This is a genomic window from Streptomyces sp. NPDC018947 (genome assembly GCF_044390505.1).
In the GTDB taxonomy this organism is placed as follows: Bacteria; Actinomycetota; Actinomycetes; order Streptomycetales; family Streptomycetaceae; genus Streptomyces.
In genome coordinates this window covers 1,021,696-1,037,390 of sequence record NZ_JBIRZD010000001.1, presented here as the reverse complement: position 1 = coordinate 1,037,390, position 15,695 = coordinate 1,021,696, and the positions used below count along the sequence as shown (strand labels likewise).

Here is a 15,695-nt window from a genome sequence, read left to right as displayed (position 1 = left end):
CGTCCGGTCGGGGCGGTGTGCTGTCAGGGCTGCCAGGTGGTGCGGTGTTCCGCGAGGTGGGCGAGGACCGCGTGGTTGGCCTCCCAGCCGTCCGGGGCTGTGACCATCGGCCGCCTCCGGCGGCGTGCCGGACTCCGTCCGGTCGGGGCGGTGTGCTGTCAGGGCTGCCAGGTGGTGCGGTGTTCCGCGAGGTGGGCGAGGACCGCGTGGTTGGCCTCCCAGCCGTCCGGGAACTTCACCAGCGTTCCGAGCTGGACCGGCTCCGTCGACGGATAGTCGTCGAGCAGCGAGTCCACCCCCTCGCGGCACACGACGATGCACGCGTGCCGGTGCCGGGAGGCCAGCACGCACAGGCGGCCCGTCTCCAGGTGGAAGGCGGTGGCGTCGGGGCGGCCGGAGAGCGGGTGCAGGACGACCGTCACGTCGTACTCCCGCCCCTGGAGCCGGTTCGCCGTGTCCACGGTCACGTCCCGCACGCCCAGGTCGGCCAGCGCCGCCCGGACCGCCGCCGCCTGGTCGCGGTGCGCGGTGCCCACGGCGACGCGGCCCGCGGTCAGCGGCACCGGGTCCGGCGAACGCTCGGACGTCGCCGCGCCCTGGCGGTCCAGCAGCCGGCGCACCACCGCCGCCACCGCCCGCACCGCCTCCGGGTCCGTGCGCGGCGTGTGCCGCGCCGGGAGCTCCAGCAGGCCCCAGCCCGAGGCGGCGGCCTCGTCGATCACCCGGTCGGGCCCCGAGCCGTCCGACGGCACCGAGAAGGACAGCCTCCGGTCCCCGTGGTCGGTGCCGCTGCGGAACGGCGTGTACGGGTAGAACGCGGCCGAGACCAGCGGCGCCGCCGACGCCGGGAGCCGCCACGACACCGGCAGCCGGTGCTGCGGCAGGCCGGGATTGTGGGCGAGCAGCGTGGTCACGGCGGACGCGGACGGGTCGTACGACAGCCCCGCCCACTGTTCGCTGCCCACCGTCGCGAACGGGTCGAGCTGGCCCGGGTCGCCCACGAACAGCGCCCGCTCGAACAGGCCGGCCACGGCCAGCAGCGAGTCGGAGCGCATCTGGTACGCCTCGTCCACGATCGCGTGCCGCCACGGCTCGTCCACCGTGACGTGCGCCCACTTCGCCGCGGTCGACAGCACCACGGCCTGCCCGGCGAGGTCGGCGACCTTCGCCGACTTGCGGACGTTGTCCAGGCCGTCGAGCGCCTTGTCGTACGGGTCGGCGTCGCTGCTGTGCAGGCGGCCCACCGGCAGCTCGGGGTTCTTCTCGGCGAGACGCAGGACCAGGTCGTCCACCTGGGCGTTGGTCTGCGCGACCACCATCAGCGGGCGGCCCGCCTCGGCCAGCTCCAGCGCCGCCCGCACCACCAGCGTGGACTTCCCGGCGCCGGGCGGGGAGTCCACGACGACACCGCGCTCGGCGCCGTGCAGGGTGTCGTTGAGGATCGCCGCGGTGGCGCGGGCCGCCTCGGCGCCCGGGTCGAAGGCCGCCCCGGCGGGGGCGGTGGTGGCCTCGGCGGTCACAGGACGTCCTCCGGGGTCTGGGCGTCGGCGGGCTCGGGTACGGCGGCCGACTCGCCGGGCGGCCCGCCGTGCGTCCACGGGGTGCGGTCGGGGTCGGGCAGCTTGGCACCGCCGCGCTGCTCGTGCTCGAAGAGCGTGAAGCAGACCCGGTCGCCCTTCTCGGGCACCGATCCGGCCTCGGGCTCCCTGCCGCGGCCCATCTTGTCCATGATCCGCAGGACCAGCCCGCCCTCGTCGTCCCGGCCGACGTACTCCGCGGCCTGCGGCTTGCCGCCCAGCGACCGGTACACCTTCACCCGCTCGCCCAAGTGCGGCCGGTCGTCCGTGCGGACCGTGACCAGCGGGCGGGGACTGGGGCGCTTGCTCTCGCTGTACGCCATCACCACCTCGGTGACCTCTCCCGCGAACGCCTCCCCGGACAGCCGCCGCCCGGCCATCACCAACGGATCGTCCAGCGCCTCCTGCGCCTCCAGCCGGGCCTGCTCGCGCTCGCGCGTGGCGAGCTTGTTCGCCGCCGTCACCGCGTCGTCCCGGCGCGGCTGCGGGGGCTCACCGGCGAGGATGCGGTCGCGGTGGGACGTGAACGACCAGCGGTCGCGCGTCCACCGGTCCTCGACGTGCGCCCCGGCGGGCAGCTCCCGCAGCAGGTCCAGGCCCCGCCACACCGCGTCCCAGGTGGGCCGCGTACGGCTTTCCACCAGACCGCGGATCTCCCGCTCGGCGGCGGTGAGCGCACCCATCCGGTCGTCGGCCTCCACACCGTCCTGAGCGGCGGCGAGCGCGGTGCGGGCCCGGTCGTAGCGCTCGATGGCGGGCGCCAGCAGCTTGTTGTCGAAGGCCGGGTCGGTCGCCGGGCCCGCGGGCGGGCACAGCAACTGGCCGTCGGCGTCGCGGGCGAGCTCCGCCCGGAGTGCGGCCTCGGCACCGGTCAGCCCCTCGGGCGGGTCGATCCACGCGAGCAGCGCGCCCAGGTGCTGGTCCTCCAGGGTGGACTGCCCGGTCGCCCAGTGCCGGCCCAGCAGATCGGTCATGGCGAGCAGCAGCGAGGAGCCGGGGACGCGCGCCCGCTCGCCGTAGTGGGTCAGCCACCGGCCGAGCAGCGGCACCCTCGGCGGCGCGGGATGCGGCGTCTCCGGGTCCTGCTCCGCCGTGCGCCGGAACCGCATGGACCGGCCCAGCAGCCGGACGAAGTCGACGCCCGCCCGGCTCGGCACGACGAGCTGCGCCGCGTCCGCGCACAGATCGACCTCGACCTTGACGCGCCTGCCCGTCTCCGGGTCGGTCTCGGTGCGCTCGGCGGCCTCGACGCGGTCGGCGTACTCCTCGACGTGAGGCAGCACGATCCCCGCCAGCTCGGCCAGGAACGCGAAGCGCAGATCACGGTCGCGGGGCTGGGGGACGACGAGCAGACGCGGCGCGTCCCGGTCGGTGCCGACCAGCGCGCCGAGCGGGGCACCCGCCTCACCGGCGGTGATCAGCGGCACGAAGACCAGCGGCCGGTCGGACAGGTGCCGGTGCCGGACGGTGGCGGCCGGCTGGGCCCGGCCGCTGTGCACCGCCTCCAGCCGGGCGAGCGTGGTGATCAGCGACATACGGCCACCCCACCGGCCCCGGCGCCCGCCGCCGCGAGCGCCTCGGCCCGCAGCCCGGCCGCCCGGCGCAGCGCCGCCACCGCCGGATCGTCGGGGTCACCTGCCTCCCCGCGCGCCGCCGCCAGCACGTCCTCCACCGTGGACAGCCCGCCCAGCTCGGCCCGCACCGGGCGGCCCAGCGAGGTGACCCGGCCGGCCTCGCGGGAGCGGGCGCGGCAGTGGAACGCCAGCTCGCAGGCGGACAGGCACTCGGGCGCGTACGTCGCCGGGACCGCCTCGACCGCGGCCGTCAGCTCGTCGGCCGGCAGCCCGGGGGAGAAGCAGACACCCTCGGGGAGCGTGTCGGCGATCTCCTCGAGGCGGGTGAGGCGGGCGAGCTGCCGTTCGGTCACCGCGCGCTGCTTGCGCACGTCGACGGCGGACCCGGTGGGCAGGTTGGAGAAGTCCTTGGGGCAGACGAGGAGGATCCGGTGCCGCACGCGCGCCTCGGGCCCCAGCCGGGCGGCGACCTCCTCCAGCGCCAGCACGTACACCGCGGCCTGCCGGGCGGCCGCGCCGACCTTCGCCGGGTCCGCCGAGCCGTCCAGCATCGGGAACGACTTGATCTCCACGACCGTCCAGGTGCCGTCCGGGTGCACCACCACCGCGTCCGGTTCCAGGAAGGCGGGGGACCCGGCGACCTCCAGGGCCAGCATCGGATGGTCGAGGAGCGTCCAGGCGCCGGGTGTCCGCGTGGCCTCCCGCAGCGCCAGCGAGGTGCGCGCGGCACGGCCCTGGGGACCCGCCGCCGACAGGTCGGGCACGTGCGCGCCGGCGGGCGGCTCGGCGCCCCCGTCCAGCCTCTCGTGCACGAGCCGCAGCAGCTCGGCACCGCCGTCGGCCTTGACCCGCGCCTCGAAGGCGTTGCCCCGCGTGAACGCGAACTGGGACTGACCGAAGACCGACGGCGACCCCAGCGCGCTCGCCAGCGAACCCTTGTCCACCCCGGCACCGTCGAGGATCGCGCGCCGTCTGCACCCCGGGTTGGCGGCCAGGGCGGCCAGGGCCCGCGCGTCCAGCGCCTTGGCCGGGACGTCGGGACCGCGCAGCTCAGCGAGCCGGTGCCGGAGCCCCGTCTCCCGCGTCCGAGGGGGCGGTGTCCGGCTCGGCTCCCGCTCCGGGCCGTTGCTCGCGCTGCCGTGGAATTCGCTCACCCGCGGAAGTCTGGCATCCGGCACTGACAATCGGGGAACCGGCGTCGCCGGAAGCCCGCGGGGCGGAGGGGAAGCGGGTGGTGAACAGGGCCCGCGCCCGGTCCGCGCCGCGCATCACGAGGGGCGTCAGCAGGAAGCCCGCGCCCATCACGGCCGCGCCCGCCACCGCGTCGAGGAAGTAGTGGTTCGCGGTGCCCATCACCACGATCGTCGTCACCAGCGGGTAGACGACACCGGCCGTCTTCGCCGCCCGCGTCCCGCCGTGGCGCCACAGGATCACCCCGCACCACAGGGCCCAGCCCACGTGCAGGCTCGGCATCGCCGCGTACTGGTTGGTCATCCCGCCCAGACCGCGCGGCGCGCTCGCCTCACCGCCCCACCAGCCGTACGAGCTGTAGTGGGCCATCGTGTCGACGAAGCCGTGGCTCGCGTCGAGCAGCCGGGGCGGGCAGGTGGGCAGCAGGGTGAAGCCGATGAGGCCGATGAACGTGGACGTCATCAGCCAGGTGCGGGCGGCCCGGTAGCGCACGGCGCGCGAGCGGAACAGCCACACCAGGACGGCCGGGGTGACGACGTAGTGCAGCGAGGCGTACCAGAAGTCCGCCGGGACGCCGAGCCACGGTTCGCGGGTGAAGAGGCGGTTGAGCGGGTGCTCCGCGTTGAGGAACAGCGCCTTCTCGACGCGCAGGATCGCGAGCCCGTGGTCGACGGCGTCGGAGACGTCACCGCGCACCAGGAGGCGGCCGGCCGAGTAGCAGGCGTACACGAGGACGATCAGCGGGAGCTCGGTCCACCAGCGGAGCCGAGCCCGCGGGGCCGCCTCGGTGCCCGGTGTCTCGGTGTGCGGCAATCCGATCGCCCTCCCCCTTCGTCCTCGTGTGCCCGACGGAGTCGGGCGTGCCACTCTACGGCGTCCGGGAGCCCGCCCCACGGCGCGCCCCCGGCCCTGATAGACGCGTGGACGTCCCCCCGGGTTGCCCGCGCGCGGGGTGCGCGATGATGGACGGGTCGTCTCCGACACCTCTCCCGGAAAGGTCCCTCCATGGCACCGCGCATCCTGCTGGCCCGGCACGGACAGACGGCATGGTCGCTGTCCGGCAAGCACACCGGCAGGACGGACGTGCCGCTGCTCGAGGAGGGCCGCCGCGGGGCCGAGCTGCTGGGGGAGCGCCTGCACCGGGCGCCCCTGGACGGCCTGCCCGGCGTGGAGGTGCGGACCAGCCCGCTCTCCCGAGCCAGCGAGACCTGCGCGCTCGCCGGCTTCGGCGAGCGCGCCCAGACCTGGGACACGCTGATGGAGTGGGACTACGGGGCGTACGAGGGCATGACGCCGGCGGAGATCCAGGCCGTCCGCCCCGGCTGGCTGATCTGGCGCGACGGGGTTCCCGGCGGCGAGAGCACGGCCGACGTGACCGCGCGCGCGGACGAGGTGGTCGCGTGGGCCCGCGAGGCGGACCGCGACGTCCTGGTCTTCGCCCACGGCCACATCCTGCGCTCCATCGGAGCCCGCTGGCTCGGCCTCCCCCTGACCTTCGCCTCCCGCATACGCCTGAACCCCACGTCCCTGTCCGTCCTGGGCTGGGCCTACGGAGAACCGGCCCTGGAATCCTGGAACGACCAGGGCCACCTGACCCTTGCCTAGCCGCGCGCAGCCGCCGTGCCACCGCGGCCACGGGCAGCCGCCGTGCCGCCACGGCTTCGGGCAGTCGTGCCTGACCCCGTGCCGCCCTGGGAGGTACCCCCCAGGGCGGCACGGGTGGGCGATGGGGGTCCCCCGCCGAGCGAAGCCGAGAGTGGGGGGAGGCACCGCGCCGGCGCCGGGCAGCGCACCCACCCCCGGCCCCGCACCTACGCCGCTCACCCCACGAACCTCGGCACCTCGGCACCTTTGACCGGTCAAGCCACCCGCGGCACGCCCCCGTACCGCTCCAGAAACACCGCCACCCCCACCGCCCGCCGGTGGGGCGACAGCACCCGAACCGTCCCCGCCAGCATCGCCCGCACCCGCGACGACTGCACCTCCCCCAGCAGATCCAGCACCCGCATCCCCGCCGCCGCGGCCTCGTCCGGCCGCCCCCCGCGGGCCAGATCGTCCGCCAGCTCCGCCGAGTACAGCGCGAGATTGCGCGTGAAGTGCGGATCCTGCAGCTCCGCCGCCCGCCGCGCGTGCCCGGCCGCCCGGGTCCAGGCGCCCAGCGTGGACCAGCACTGCGCCTCCAGCCCCTCCAGCTCGGCCGCCCCGAAGAAGCTCATCCACTCGGGGTCGGCGTCCGAGGGCCCCCGGTCGAACAGCACCTGCGCCCGGGTCAGCGCCTGCTCGCAGCCGGTCCGGTCGGCGAGCCCGGCCCAGCCCCCCGCCTCCCGCAGCGCCAGCAGCGACATCAGCCGTGCCGAGCCCAGCGGGCGGGCGGCGCGCTGCGCGGCCTGCGCCGCCCGGACCGCCTCCCGCGGCCGCCCCGCGTCCCGCGCGAGGAAGGCGGTGTTGCAGAAGGCGTGTGCCTCCACGGCCGGATCCCCGGTCATCCGGGCGGTGGCCAGCGCCTCGGCGTAGTGCGAGCGCGCGTCGTCGAAGCGCCCCGAGTCGTGTGCCAGCCAGCCCACGGAGATGGCCAGTTCCCCGGCGCCCGCGTAGAGCCGGTCCGCCGTCGCCTGCCGGGTGGCACCGGCGTCCAGGAGCGCGTACGCCGCCCGCAGCGGTTCCGCCGCACGCCGGTACAGGCCGTCCGCGCCGTGCCGGTCGTCGAGCAGCCGGATCCGGCGGACGGCCTCTTCGAGGGCCCCCGCGTCACCGGCCCCGGCCCGGCGGGCGGTGCGGGGCACCGCGGCGGCCGCGGCGGCCTCGGTGGTGAAGCCCAGGGGGCCCAGGGAGACGGCGGCCACGGTGGCACCGCCCGTCATGAATGCGCGACGCAGCACGTCGCTCTCCTCGTTGTTGTCGTGCGTGTCGTACGGGTTGTGCGTCTCATACGGCTCACCGGCCCCACCGGTGCGACGCGCGGCACCCGGCGGCCGGCCGAGGTGCGCCGGGGGCGCGTCCTCCTCCGTGCGCGCCCGGCGTCCGCGTACGGACGAGCGCGGCGCGAACCCCAGGTCGGTGAGCGAGCGGCCGGGGAACATGTGCAGGAACACCCGCTCGTACGCGTAGTTGGGGCACCGGATCTCGCCCGCCTCCACGCGGCCGATGTAGCGCGCGTCGCAGCTCACCCGCTCGCCGATCTCGCGCGCGGCCCGGCGGACCGCCGCCGCGAACTCGGCCGGCGAGCGCGCGCCGCGCAGACGCCGGAAGGCGGCGTTCGGCCGCGGTGGCCGGTCGGGGTGGGCGGAGGTCGCCGTAGACGTCGCCATGGCCGGGTCCTCTCGTGCGAACCGTCGAACCATGCCGGTCATGGGAGGAGTAGGGGGATTTTCCCCTTTGCCACCCTGTTTCCGGCGAGCAAGAAAGTACCGGCTGTGACGGAGTCGCCACGCGGTGTTTGGCTACAAACCGGATATCTCATCCGGGATCTGCCATGAAGTGCCATCCTTTTCGGCGGACTCGAGCCGTAGCCGTTGACGCCCTGCCGCGTTGAACCCTGTGGACCGGGAGGCTCCCGACTCCCGATCCCGCTCGTCCAAGGAGGAGTTCCGTGGTGGAGGCCGGGATGGAGACCAGCCCGATCAGCGACTCTGCGGGTGCCCGCGGCCCGGGCGCCCGCGACGACGGCGGCTGCGACGTCGTCACCGTGCCGACCCGGCAGGGTCTGGAAGCGGTCGACATTCTCAGGAGGGGGGCGGGTGAGGCCGTGGGTCCCGTGCTCCACGACGGCGGCTGCGACACCCTCGGCTTCCTGGTGCCCCCCGGGACGGCCGCCGCCTGGGACGTGCCGGGCAGCACCTGCACGGGGACGGACGGCAGGGGCCTGCGGCTCGACCCGGCGCCCCGGCCCCCGGTGGAGGGCTCGTGCTGGCTGCTGCCGCCCGGGGACGGGGACGCGGACCTCGCCACCGACCCCGCCGTCCTGCGGGCCGCGCTGGGCGAGGCGGCCCGGCTGATCGAGGCCGCGGACAACTGCCGCTGAGCGACCGGGCGCCGGACGCACGCTCCGGCGGGGCGTCGATAATGGCCCGATGGGAAAGTCCAGGAACGCCCGGCGCGGGCGCGCGGCAGTGGAGGCCGTCGTCGAGGACGTCGACGGCGGACGCGCCGAGCTGATACCCGACCGGGAGCGCGCCAGGGCCTGGACCCTGCTGATCGACGGCGCCCCGCAGTCGCACGTCGACCTGGACGACCCGGCGCGTCTGTCGTTCGAGTACCAGCGCCGCCTCGGACACGTCATCGACCTCGCGGCCCCGCCGGGCAGGCCCGTGCACGCCGTGCACCTCGGCGGTGGCGCCCTCACCCTGGCCCGCTACGTCGCCGCCACCCGGCCCCGCTCCACCCAGCAGGTCGTCGAACGGGACGCCGCCCTGGTCCGACTGGTCCGGCGGGAACTCCCCCTGGACCCCGCCGCCCGCATCCGGGTCCGGTCCGTCGACGCCCGCGCCGGACTCGCCAAGGTCCCCGACGGCTGGGCCGACCTGGTCGTCGCCGACGTGTTCAGCGGGGCCCGCACCCCGGCGCACCTGACGTCCACCGAGTTCCTCGACGAGGTGCGGCGCGCGCTCGCCCCCGGCGGGATCTACGCCGCCAACCTCGCCGACGGCCCCCCGCTCGCCCATCTGCGCGGCCAGATCGCCACCGCCGCCGCCCGCTTCCCCGAACTCGCCCTGGTCGCCGACCCCGCCGTGCTGCGCGGCAAGCGCTTCGGCAACGCGATCCTCGCCGCCTGCGACCGTCCGCTGCCGGTCGCCGAACTCACCCGCCGCGCCGCCTCCGACCCGCACCCCGCCCGCGTGGAGCACGGCAAGGCCCTGAACGACTTCACCGGGGGCGCGTCGCCCGTCACGGACGCGGCGGCCGTCGCCTCACCGGCACCGCCGCCCTCGGTCTTCCGCTGACCCGCCGCGGCCCGGCGCGGCCCCCTCGGGAAGGACGAGTCCCCGCCTCCGCCGCACCGGCCACCGCCCGCCCACAGATCCTCGGACGCATCGGACGGGGCGCGGCGCCCCCCGTGGCCGCCACGCCCCGCCCGTCCCACCGGCAGCCGTGCCTACTCGCCCGGCTCCACGGGCGGCAGCGTTCCCGTGCGGGCCGCACGCGCGTACCAGCGCGCGCTCGACTTCGGGACGCGCTCCTGGGTCTCGTAGTCGACGTACACCGCGCCGAACCGCTTCTCGTAGCCGTAGGCCCACTCGAAGTTGTCCAGCAGGGACCACAGGTAGTAGCCGCGCACGTCCGCGCCGTCGGCCACGGCCCGGCGGACCGCCTTCAGGTGGCCGTCCAGATAGGCGATGCGCTCGGGGTCGTGCACCGTGCCGTCCGCGCCGGGCTTGTCGTCGTAGGCGGCGCCGTTCTCGCTGATGTACAGCGGCAGGCCGGGGGCCTCCCGGTGGTAGCGCATGATCAGCTCGTGCAGGCCCGTCGGGTCGACGCTCCAGCCCATCGCCGTGTGCTCGCCCGGCGGCTGGTGGAACGCCACGTCGTCCGCCCCCGGCCACGGCGAGTGGTCGCTCGCCCCGTGCCCGTCCGCCCGCGGGCCGCGCACGTCTCCCTCGGCCGCCGACACCACGGTGGGCGTGTAGTAGTTGAGGCAGACCGCGTCCAGCGGCTGGTGGATCAGCTCCAGGTCGCCGCCCTGGACGAAGGACCAGTCGGTGACCGGCGCCGTCGCCTCCAGCAGCGACCCGGGGTACGCGCCGTGCAGGACCGGCCCGTGGAAGATCCCGCCGGACAGGTCGTCGATCCTCCGCGCCGCCGCCAGGTCCGCCGGGCTCTCGGACAGCGGCCGCACGACCGAGGTGTTGAGGCTGATCGCCACCGAGTTGCGGGCCGGCATCACCGAACGCAGGGCCACCGTCCCCAGCCCGTGCGCCAGATTCAGGTGGTGTGCGGCGCGCAGCGCGGCCACCGGGTCGGTGCGGCCGGGCGCGTGCACCCCGGAGCCGTAGCCGAGGAAGGCCGTGCACCACGGCTCGTTGAGCGTGATCCACTGCTCCACGCGGTCGCCGAGCGCCGCACCGACGATCTGCGCGTACTCCGCGAACCGGTAGGCCGTGTCCCGCTCGGGCCAGCCGCCCGCGTCCTCCAGCTCCTGCGGCAGGTCCCAGTGGTAGAGCGTGACGGCCGGCTTGATCCCGGCGGCCAGCAGTTCGTCGACGAGCCGCCGGTAGAAGTCCAGGCCGCGCTGGACGGCGGGACCGCGGCCGGTCGGCTGCACCCGGGGCCAGGAGACCGAGAAGCGGTAGGCGTTCAGGCCCAGCTCCGCCATCAGCGCCACGTCGTCGCGGTAGCGGTGGTAGTGGTCGACGGCGATGTCCCCGGTGTCACCCCCGGCCGTCCTGCCCGGCGTATGGCTGAAGGTGTCCCAGATCGACGGCGTGCGGCCGTCCTCCCGCACCGCGCCCTCGATCTGGTACGCCGAGGTGGCGGCGCCCCACAGGAAGGCGGGCGGGAAGGTCACCGGGGTCACCGGCGTTGCGGACTCAGGCATGGAAGCGCTCCCATAGCGGGTCGTGGAGGACCGGCGAGTAGTGAGTTGCGAGAAGGGGGTCGGGGCCGGGACGGCGCCGCCCGGCCCCGGGACGAGAGGTCATCCCTTGACGGCGCCCTGCATGATGCCGCCCACGATCTGCTTGCCGAAGATCGCGAAGACCAGGAGCAGGGGCAGCGTGCCGAGCAGCGCGCCCGCCATGATCAGGGACTGGTCGGGGGTGAAGCCGCGGCCCAGTCCCGCGACGGCGACCTGCACGGTCGGACTGCCGTTCTGGGTGAGGACGAGGAACGGCCACAGGAAGTCGTTCCAGGACTGCACGAACATCAGCATCCCGAGCACGGCCATCGCCGGACGGGCCGCCGGGAACACCACGTGCCACACCACGCGCCAACTGCTCGCACCGTCCACGCGAGCCGCCTCGATGATCTCGTCGGGCAGGGCCTGGAGGAGGTACTGGCGCATGAAGAACACGCCGAACGCGTTCACCAGGGACGGCAGGATCACCGCCTGGAGCTGGTCGGACCAGTCCAGCTTCGCCACCATCATGTAGAGCGGGATGATGCTGAGCTGCGGCGGCACCATCATCGTGCCGACCACGATCAGCATCAGCGCGTTGCGGCCCCGGAAGCGCAGCTTGGCGAAGGCGAACCCGGCGATCGTCGACAGGAAGACGATGGTGAACGCCGAGATCCCCGCCACGATCGTGGTGTTGAGGAACGCCTCGCCGAGATTGGCGTCCTTCCAGGCGACCTCCAGCTTGTCGAGGAGGTTGCCGCCGAACCAGAACGGCGGCGGGGTCTGCGCGAGCCGCTGGTTGTCGCGCGAGGCGGCGATCGCCGTCCACACCAGCGGGAACAGCGAGCCCACGGTGAACAGGGCGAGGACGAGGTACGCGATCGGCCCCGCGTGCATCTGCCCGCCCGCCCGCGCCGCCCTGGAGCGCCGGGCCCGCCGGCCCGGCCCGGGTGCCGCGTCGGCCGGGGGTTTCGTCAGGGTCGTCGTCACGGCCGGTCTCCTTGACTACTGGCGCGCAGCCGGCGCGAGATGACGGAGTTGAGGATTCCGATCACGATGAGGATCAGGAACATCGCCCAGGCGATCGCGGAGGCGCGGCCCAGGTGCTGGTTGACCCAGCCCTGTTCGTACAGATACAGGCCGAGCGTCTGGAACTGGTGCTGGGAGCCGCCCGAGGCGCCCTTGTTGGCGTCGAAGAGCAGCGGCTCGCCGAACACCTGCGAGGCGCCGATGGTCGACACGACGACCGTGAACAGGATCGTCGGACGCAGCGAGGGCAGCGTGACGTGGACGAACTGCCGCCAGCGGCTCGCGCCGTCCAGCGCGGCGGACTCGTACAGGTCCTGCGGGATCGCCTGCATCGCCGCCAGGTAGATCAGCGCGTTGTAGCCGGTCCAGCGCCAGATGACGATCGAGGAGACGGCGAACTGGGAGGGCCACTTGTCGTTCTGCCAGTCCACCTTGTCCAGGCCGACCAGGTCCAGGAACCAGTTGATCATGCCGTAGTCGCGGCCGAAGAGCAGCACGAAGACCAGCGAAGCGGCGGCGATCGACGTCGCGTACGGCGCCAGCATGACCACCCGGTAGAAAGTGGAGCCGCGCAGCTTGTAGTTGAGGATGTGCGCGAGGCCCATCGCCATCAGGAGCTGCGGCACCGTCGAGATGACGCCGATCGTCAGGGTGTTCTTCGCGGCGTTCCAGAAGAACTCGTCGTCGAGGATGCGGGTGTAGTTGTCCAGGCCCGTCCACTCCATGTCGGTGGGCGCGGTCAGCTCCACCGTGTGCAGCGAGGCCCAGCCGGTGTAGAGCAGCGGGAACAGGCCGAAGGCGAGGAACAGCAGGAAGAACGGCGAGACGAAGGCGTACGGGCTCCAGCGCATGTCCCGCTGCCAGCGCCGGGAGAGCCTGGCCCGCTTGCGCTCCGCCCGGGCGGAGGCCACGTCCCCGGGCGGGCGGCCCGGGGCCGCGCCCCCCTCCTTCGCGGGGGGCGCGGCGGTGTCGTGCCGGGTGGTCATCCGGTCACTTCTCCAGGTTGTTGTCGATGGTCTTCACGGCGTTCTCCCACGCCTTCTCGGGCGACTTGCCCTGGGTGACGAGGATGACGCCGTTGTCCGTCAGACCCTGCTGGATGATCTGGTCCTTCGGGCCGATGACCTGGGCCGGGATGGTCTCGGCGGCCTTGGCGAAGATCGCGCCGATCGGGGCGTCACCGGTCATCTCGTTCTTGGCGCCGGTCACCTGGGGCAGCTTGTACGAGGCCGGGGCGCTCGGGAAACTGCCCTGGACGGAGAACAGCTTGGCCTGCTGCTCGGGCGCGGTCAGCCAGGCGACCAGCTTCTGCGCCTCCTTCACGTGCTTGCCGCTCTTGGGCACGCCCAGGAAGGTGCCGCCCCAGTTGCCGGACTTGGGGGCGGCGGCCACGTCCCACTTGCCGGCCGCGTCCGGCTGGGACTTGCCCTTGAGGTACCCGAGCATCCACGGCGGGCAGGCGACGGTGGCGAACTTGCTGTTGGCGATGGTCTGGTCCCAGGCGGGCTGGAACTGGGTCTGCGACTGGATCAGTCCTTCGCCTGCGGCCTTCGCGGTCAGGTCGAAGGCGTCCTTGACGGCGGGGTTGGTCTTGTAGACGACCTCGCCGGAGGAGTCGTAGAACTTCTCCTGCTCACCGCTGAGGATGGCGTTGATCAGGCCGCCGGGGGAGTCCATGAAGTAGGTGTCCTCGCCGGCGCCCTTCTTGTACTTCTCGCCGGTCTCGACGAACTTCTTCCAGTCGCCCGCCCACAGCCTGCCGACCTCCTCGCGGTCGGTGGGCAGGCCGGCCTTCTCGAAGAGGTCCTTGCGGTAGCAGATGGCCATCGGGCCGATGTCGGTGCCGAGCCCGACCGCCTGGCCGTCCTTGGTGACGCCCTGCTTCCACTTCCAGTCCAGCCAGTTGCCCGGCTGCACGCCCTCGACCGCGGACATGTCCGTGAACTTGGCCGCCTGGGTCTCCACGACCTCGGCGATGTTGCCGACTTCGATGGCCTGGACGTCCTGGAGGCCGCTGTTGGTGGTGAGGTGGTTGACCAGGGCGGGGTAGTAGTTCTCGTTCCGCTCGGTGACGTTCTCCTCGATCCGGATGCCGGGGTTGAGCTTCTCGTACTCCTCGTAGAGACCGGCCTCCTTGAAGCCCATGGTGCCGAACAGCCCCAGGGTGATGGTGGTCTTGCCGCTGCTGTCGCCCGACGACGAGCCGTCCTCGTCGTTGCCGTCGTCGGCACAGCCGGCCAGCAGTCCGGCCCCCAGCGCCGCGACGACCGCGAGGGTCGTCGCTCTGCGGGCGGTTCGATTGCGTGCGGCTCGCATTGCGTCCTCCTGTTGCCCTGACGTGCCGACCCCCCGGCCAACTACGGTGTCGGGCCCATTGCTCGGTACTGCTCTCAGCGCTGCGGCTCGGGCGGGGAACGTGCGGGATGTGTAAGTGCCGGGTGCTATGGGAGCGCTCCCACATGTGATGAGTTGAAGGGTCGTCGGTCCGGGCAGGGGTGTCAAGGGAGCTGACGCGGCCAAGTCCGTTCAGTTATCGGCCTGTTAACAGCGCCCGGGTAGCCCCGTGCGGACGCCCCGCGGACGGCGGGCCGCGGCCGCGTCCGGGGAAGGGGGCCGTCCGGCCTGTTAAATTCCAGGCCAGCCGCAGAGTGTGCGGGGTGTCGACGGGAGGCGGAGCCGATGGCAGGCCACGGAGCGCGTGGGCGGAGCGGTGGCCGGCCCACCCTCGAAGAAGTGGCGGCACGGGCGGGCGTCGGCCGCGGCACGGTCTCCCGCGTGATCAACGGCTCTCCCCGCGTCAGCGACGCGACACGGGCCGCGGTGGAGGCGGCCGTCGCCGAACTGGGATACGTCCCGAACACGGCCGCGCGGGCCCTGGCCGCCAACCGCACCGACGCGATCGCCCTGGTCGTGCCGGAGCCGGAGACCCGCTTCTTCGCCGAGCCGTACTTCTCGGACATCCTGCGGGGCGTGGGCGGTGGGCTGGCCGACACCGAGATGCAGCTCCTGCTGATCTTCGCGGGCAACGACCGCGAGCGGCAGCGGCTCGCCCAGTACCTGGCCGCCCACCGGGTGGACGGCGTCCTGCTGGTCTCGGTGCACGCCGACGACCCGCTGCCGGACCTGCTGACCCAGTTGGAGATCCCCGCGGTGATCAGCGGCCCGCGCTCGGCCACGGAGACGCTGGCGTCGGTGGACTCCGACAACTACGCGGGCGCCCGCTCGGCCGTGGAGCACCTGCTGTCCCGGGGACGCGGCCGCATCGCCCACATCACCGGCCGCCTCGACGTCTACGGTGCCCAGCGGCGCGTCGACGGCTACCGCGACGCCCTGCGGGACGCGGGCCTCGGCGAGGGGGAGCAACTCATCGAGGCCGGCGACTTCACGGAGGAGGGGGGCCGCCGCGCGATGGCGGAGCTGCTGCGCCGCAGCCCCGGCCTGGACGCCGTCTTCGCCGCCTCGGACGTCACGGCGGCCGGCGCCAGGCAGGTGCTGCGCGAGAGCGGGCGCCGCATCCCGGAGGACGTGGCGCTGGTCGGCTACGACGACTCGGCCATCGCCCGCCACATGGATCCGCCGCTGACCAGTGTCCGCCAGCCCATCCAGGAGATGGGCCGGGCCATGATCGACCTGCTGCTGGCCGAGATAGCGGACCGCCGTCCGGCGGCGTCGCGAGGGCTCGAGCGGCACCAGGTGGTCCTGGATACGGAGCTGGTGCCGCGCGCCTCGTCGTGAGGGGCGGTGGCGGGCGGCCGTCGTGCGGTCCGGCCGCGG

Annotated in this window: 13 protein-coding genes; 4 read left to right on the top strand and 9 right to left on the bottom strand. The window is 74.0% G+C overall.

The features are described 5' to 3' along the window. Positions 1-158: 158 nt before the first annotated feature. Genes ACH499_RS04615 through ACH499_RS04600 form a run of 4 tightly spaced genes read right to left on the bottom strand, consistent with a single transcriptional unit; the run spans position 159 to position 5,155 of the window. Positions 159-1,520 carry an AAA family ATPase gene (locus ACH499_RS04615; protein WP_399013783.1) on the bottom strand — a complete coding sequence of 454 codons (1,362 nt, stop codon included), beginning with the start codon at positions 1,518-1,520 and terminating at the stop codon, positions 159-161. After that, the gene (locus ACH499_RS04610) at positions 1,517-3,112 is read right to left on the bottom strand and encodes a hypothetical protein (RefSeq protein ID WP_399013782.1); all 1,596 of its coding nucleotides are present in this window, start codon (positions 3,110-3,112) and stop codon (positions 1,517-1,519) included. The genes ACH499_RS04615 and ACH499_RS04610 overlap by 4 nt, the downstream gene beginning before the upstream one ends. After that, a complete protein-coding gene (locus ACH499_RS04605; RefSeq protein WP_399013781.1) occupies positions 3,103-4,305 on the bottom strand; it encodes a hypothetical protein in 1,203 nt (400 codons plus the stop codon). The genes ACH499_RS04610 and ACH499_RS04605 overlap by 10 nt, the downstream gene beginning before the upstream one ends. Then, positions 4,202-5,155, bottom strand: coding sequence for a phosphatase PAP2 family protein (locus tag ACH499_RS04600; RefSeq protein ID WP_356196353.1), 954 nt, complete (start codon positions 5,153-5,155; stop codon positions 4,202-4,204). The genes ACH499_RS04605 and ACH499_RS04600 overlap by 104 nt, the downstream gene beginning before the upstream one ends. Positions 5,156-5,347: 192 nt before the next feature. On the opposite strand from ACH499_RS04600, the gene ACH499_RS04595 reads away from it, so the two are divergent. Continuing rightward, complete coding sequence (locus ACH499_RS04595) at positions 5,348-5,947, top strand: histidine phosphatase family protein (protein WP_356196355.1); 600 nt, start codon at positions 5,348-5,350, stop codon at positions 5,945-5,947. Between the two features lie 254 nt (positions 5,948-6,201). On the opposite strand, the gene ACH499_RS04590 is transcribed toward ACH499_RS04595, so the two are convergent. Then, a complete protein-coding gene (locus ACH499_RS04590) occupies positions 6,202-7,650 on the bottom strand; it encodes a hypothetical protein (protein ID WP_399013780.1) in 1,449 nt (482 codons plus the stop codon). Between the two features lie 281 nt (positions 7,651-7,931). Between ACH499_RS04590 and ACH499_RS04585 the strand changes: the two genes are divergently transcribed. Together ACH499_RS04585 and ACH499_RS04580 are read left to right on the top strand one after the other, a co-directional pair. Further along, positions 7,932-8,363, top strand: a complete 432-nt coding sequence (locus ACH499_RS04585; protein ID WP_356196358.1) for a hypothetical protein — start codon at positions 7,932-7,934, stop codon at positions 8,361-8,363. A gap of 49 nt (positions 8,364-8,412) precedes the next feature. Continuing rightward, positions 8,413-9,282, top strand: a complete 870-nt coding sequence (locus ACH499_RS04580; RefSeq protein WP_356196360.1) for a fused MFS/spermidine synthase — start codon at positions 8,413-8,415, stop codon at positions 9,280-9,282. Positions 9,283-9,434: 152 nt separating this feature from the next. Here the strand turns inward: ACH499_RS04580 and ACH499_RS04575 are convergent, their stop codons facing one another. From ACH499_RS04575 to ACH499_RS04560, 4 genes are all read right to left on the bottom strand, one after another. Beyond that, on the bottom strand, positions 9,435-10,874 hold the full coding sequence (locus ACH499_RS04575) for a GH1 family beta-glucosidase (protein WP_399013779.1): 1,440 nt from the start codon (positions 10,872-10,874) through the stop codon (positions 9,435-9,437). A gap of 99 nt (positions 10,875-10,973) precedes the next feature. Beyond that, positions 10,974-11,882, bottom strand: coding sequence for a carbohydrate ABC transporter permease (locus ACH499_RS04570; RefSeq protein WP_356196364.1), 909 nt, complete (start codon positions 11,880-11,882; stop codon positions 10,974-10,976). Then, positions 11,879-12,907 (bottom strand): sugar ABC transporter permease, encoded by a 1,029-nt coding sequence (locus ACH499_RS04565; protein WP_356196367.1) that lies wholly within the window; start codon positions 12,905-12,907, stop codon positions 11,879-11,881. Before ACH499_RS04565 ends, ACH499_RS04570 begins: the two co-directional genes overlap by 4 nt. 4 nt (positions 12,908-12,911) lie before the next feature. Continuing rightward, positions 12,912-14,237 (bottom strand): extracellular solute-binding protein, encoded by a 1,326-nt coding sequence (locus ACH499_RS04560; RefSeq protein ID WP_399013778.1) that lies wholly within the window; start codon positions 14,235-14,237, stop codon positions 12,912-12,914. 363 nt (positions 14,238-14,600) lie between these two features. On the opposite strand from ACH499_RS04560, the gene ACH499_RS04555 reads away from it, so the two are divergent. Then, entirely contained in the window at positions 14,601-15,656 is a 1,056-nt protein-coding gene (locus ACH499_RS04555) for a LacI family DNA-binding transcriptional regulator (protein WP_356196373.1), read from the top strand. The last annotated feature ends 39 nt before the right edge of the window (positions 15,657-15,695 follow it).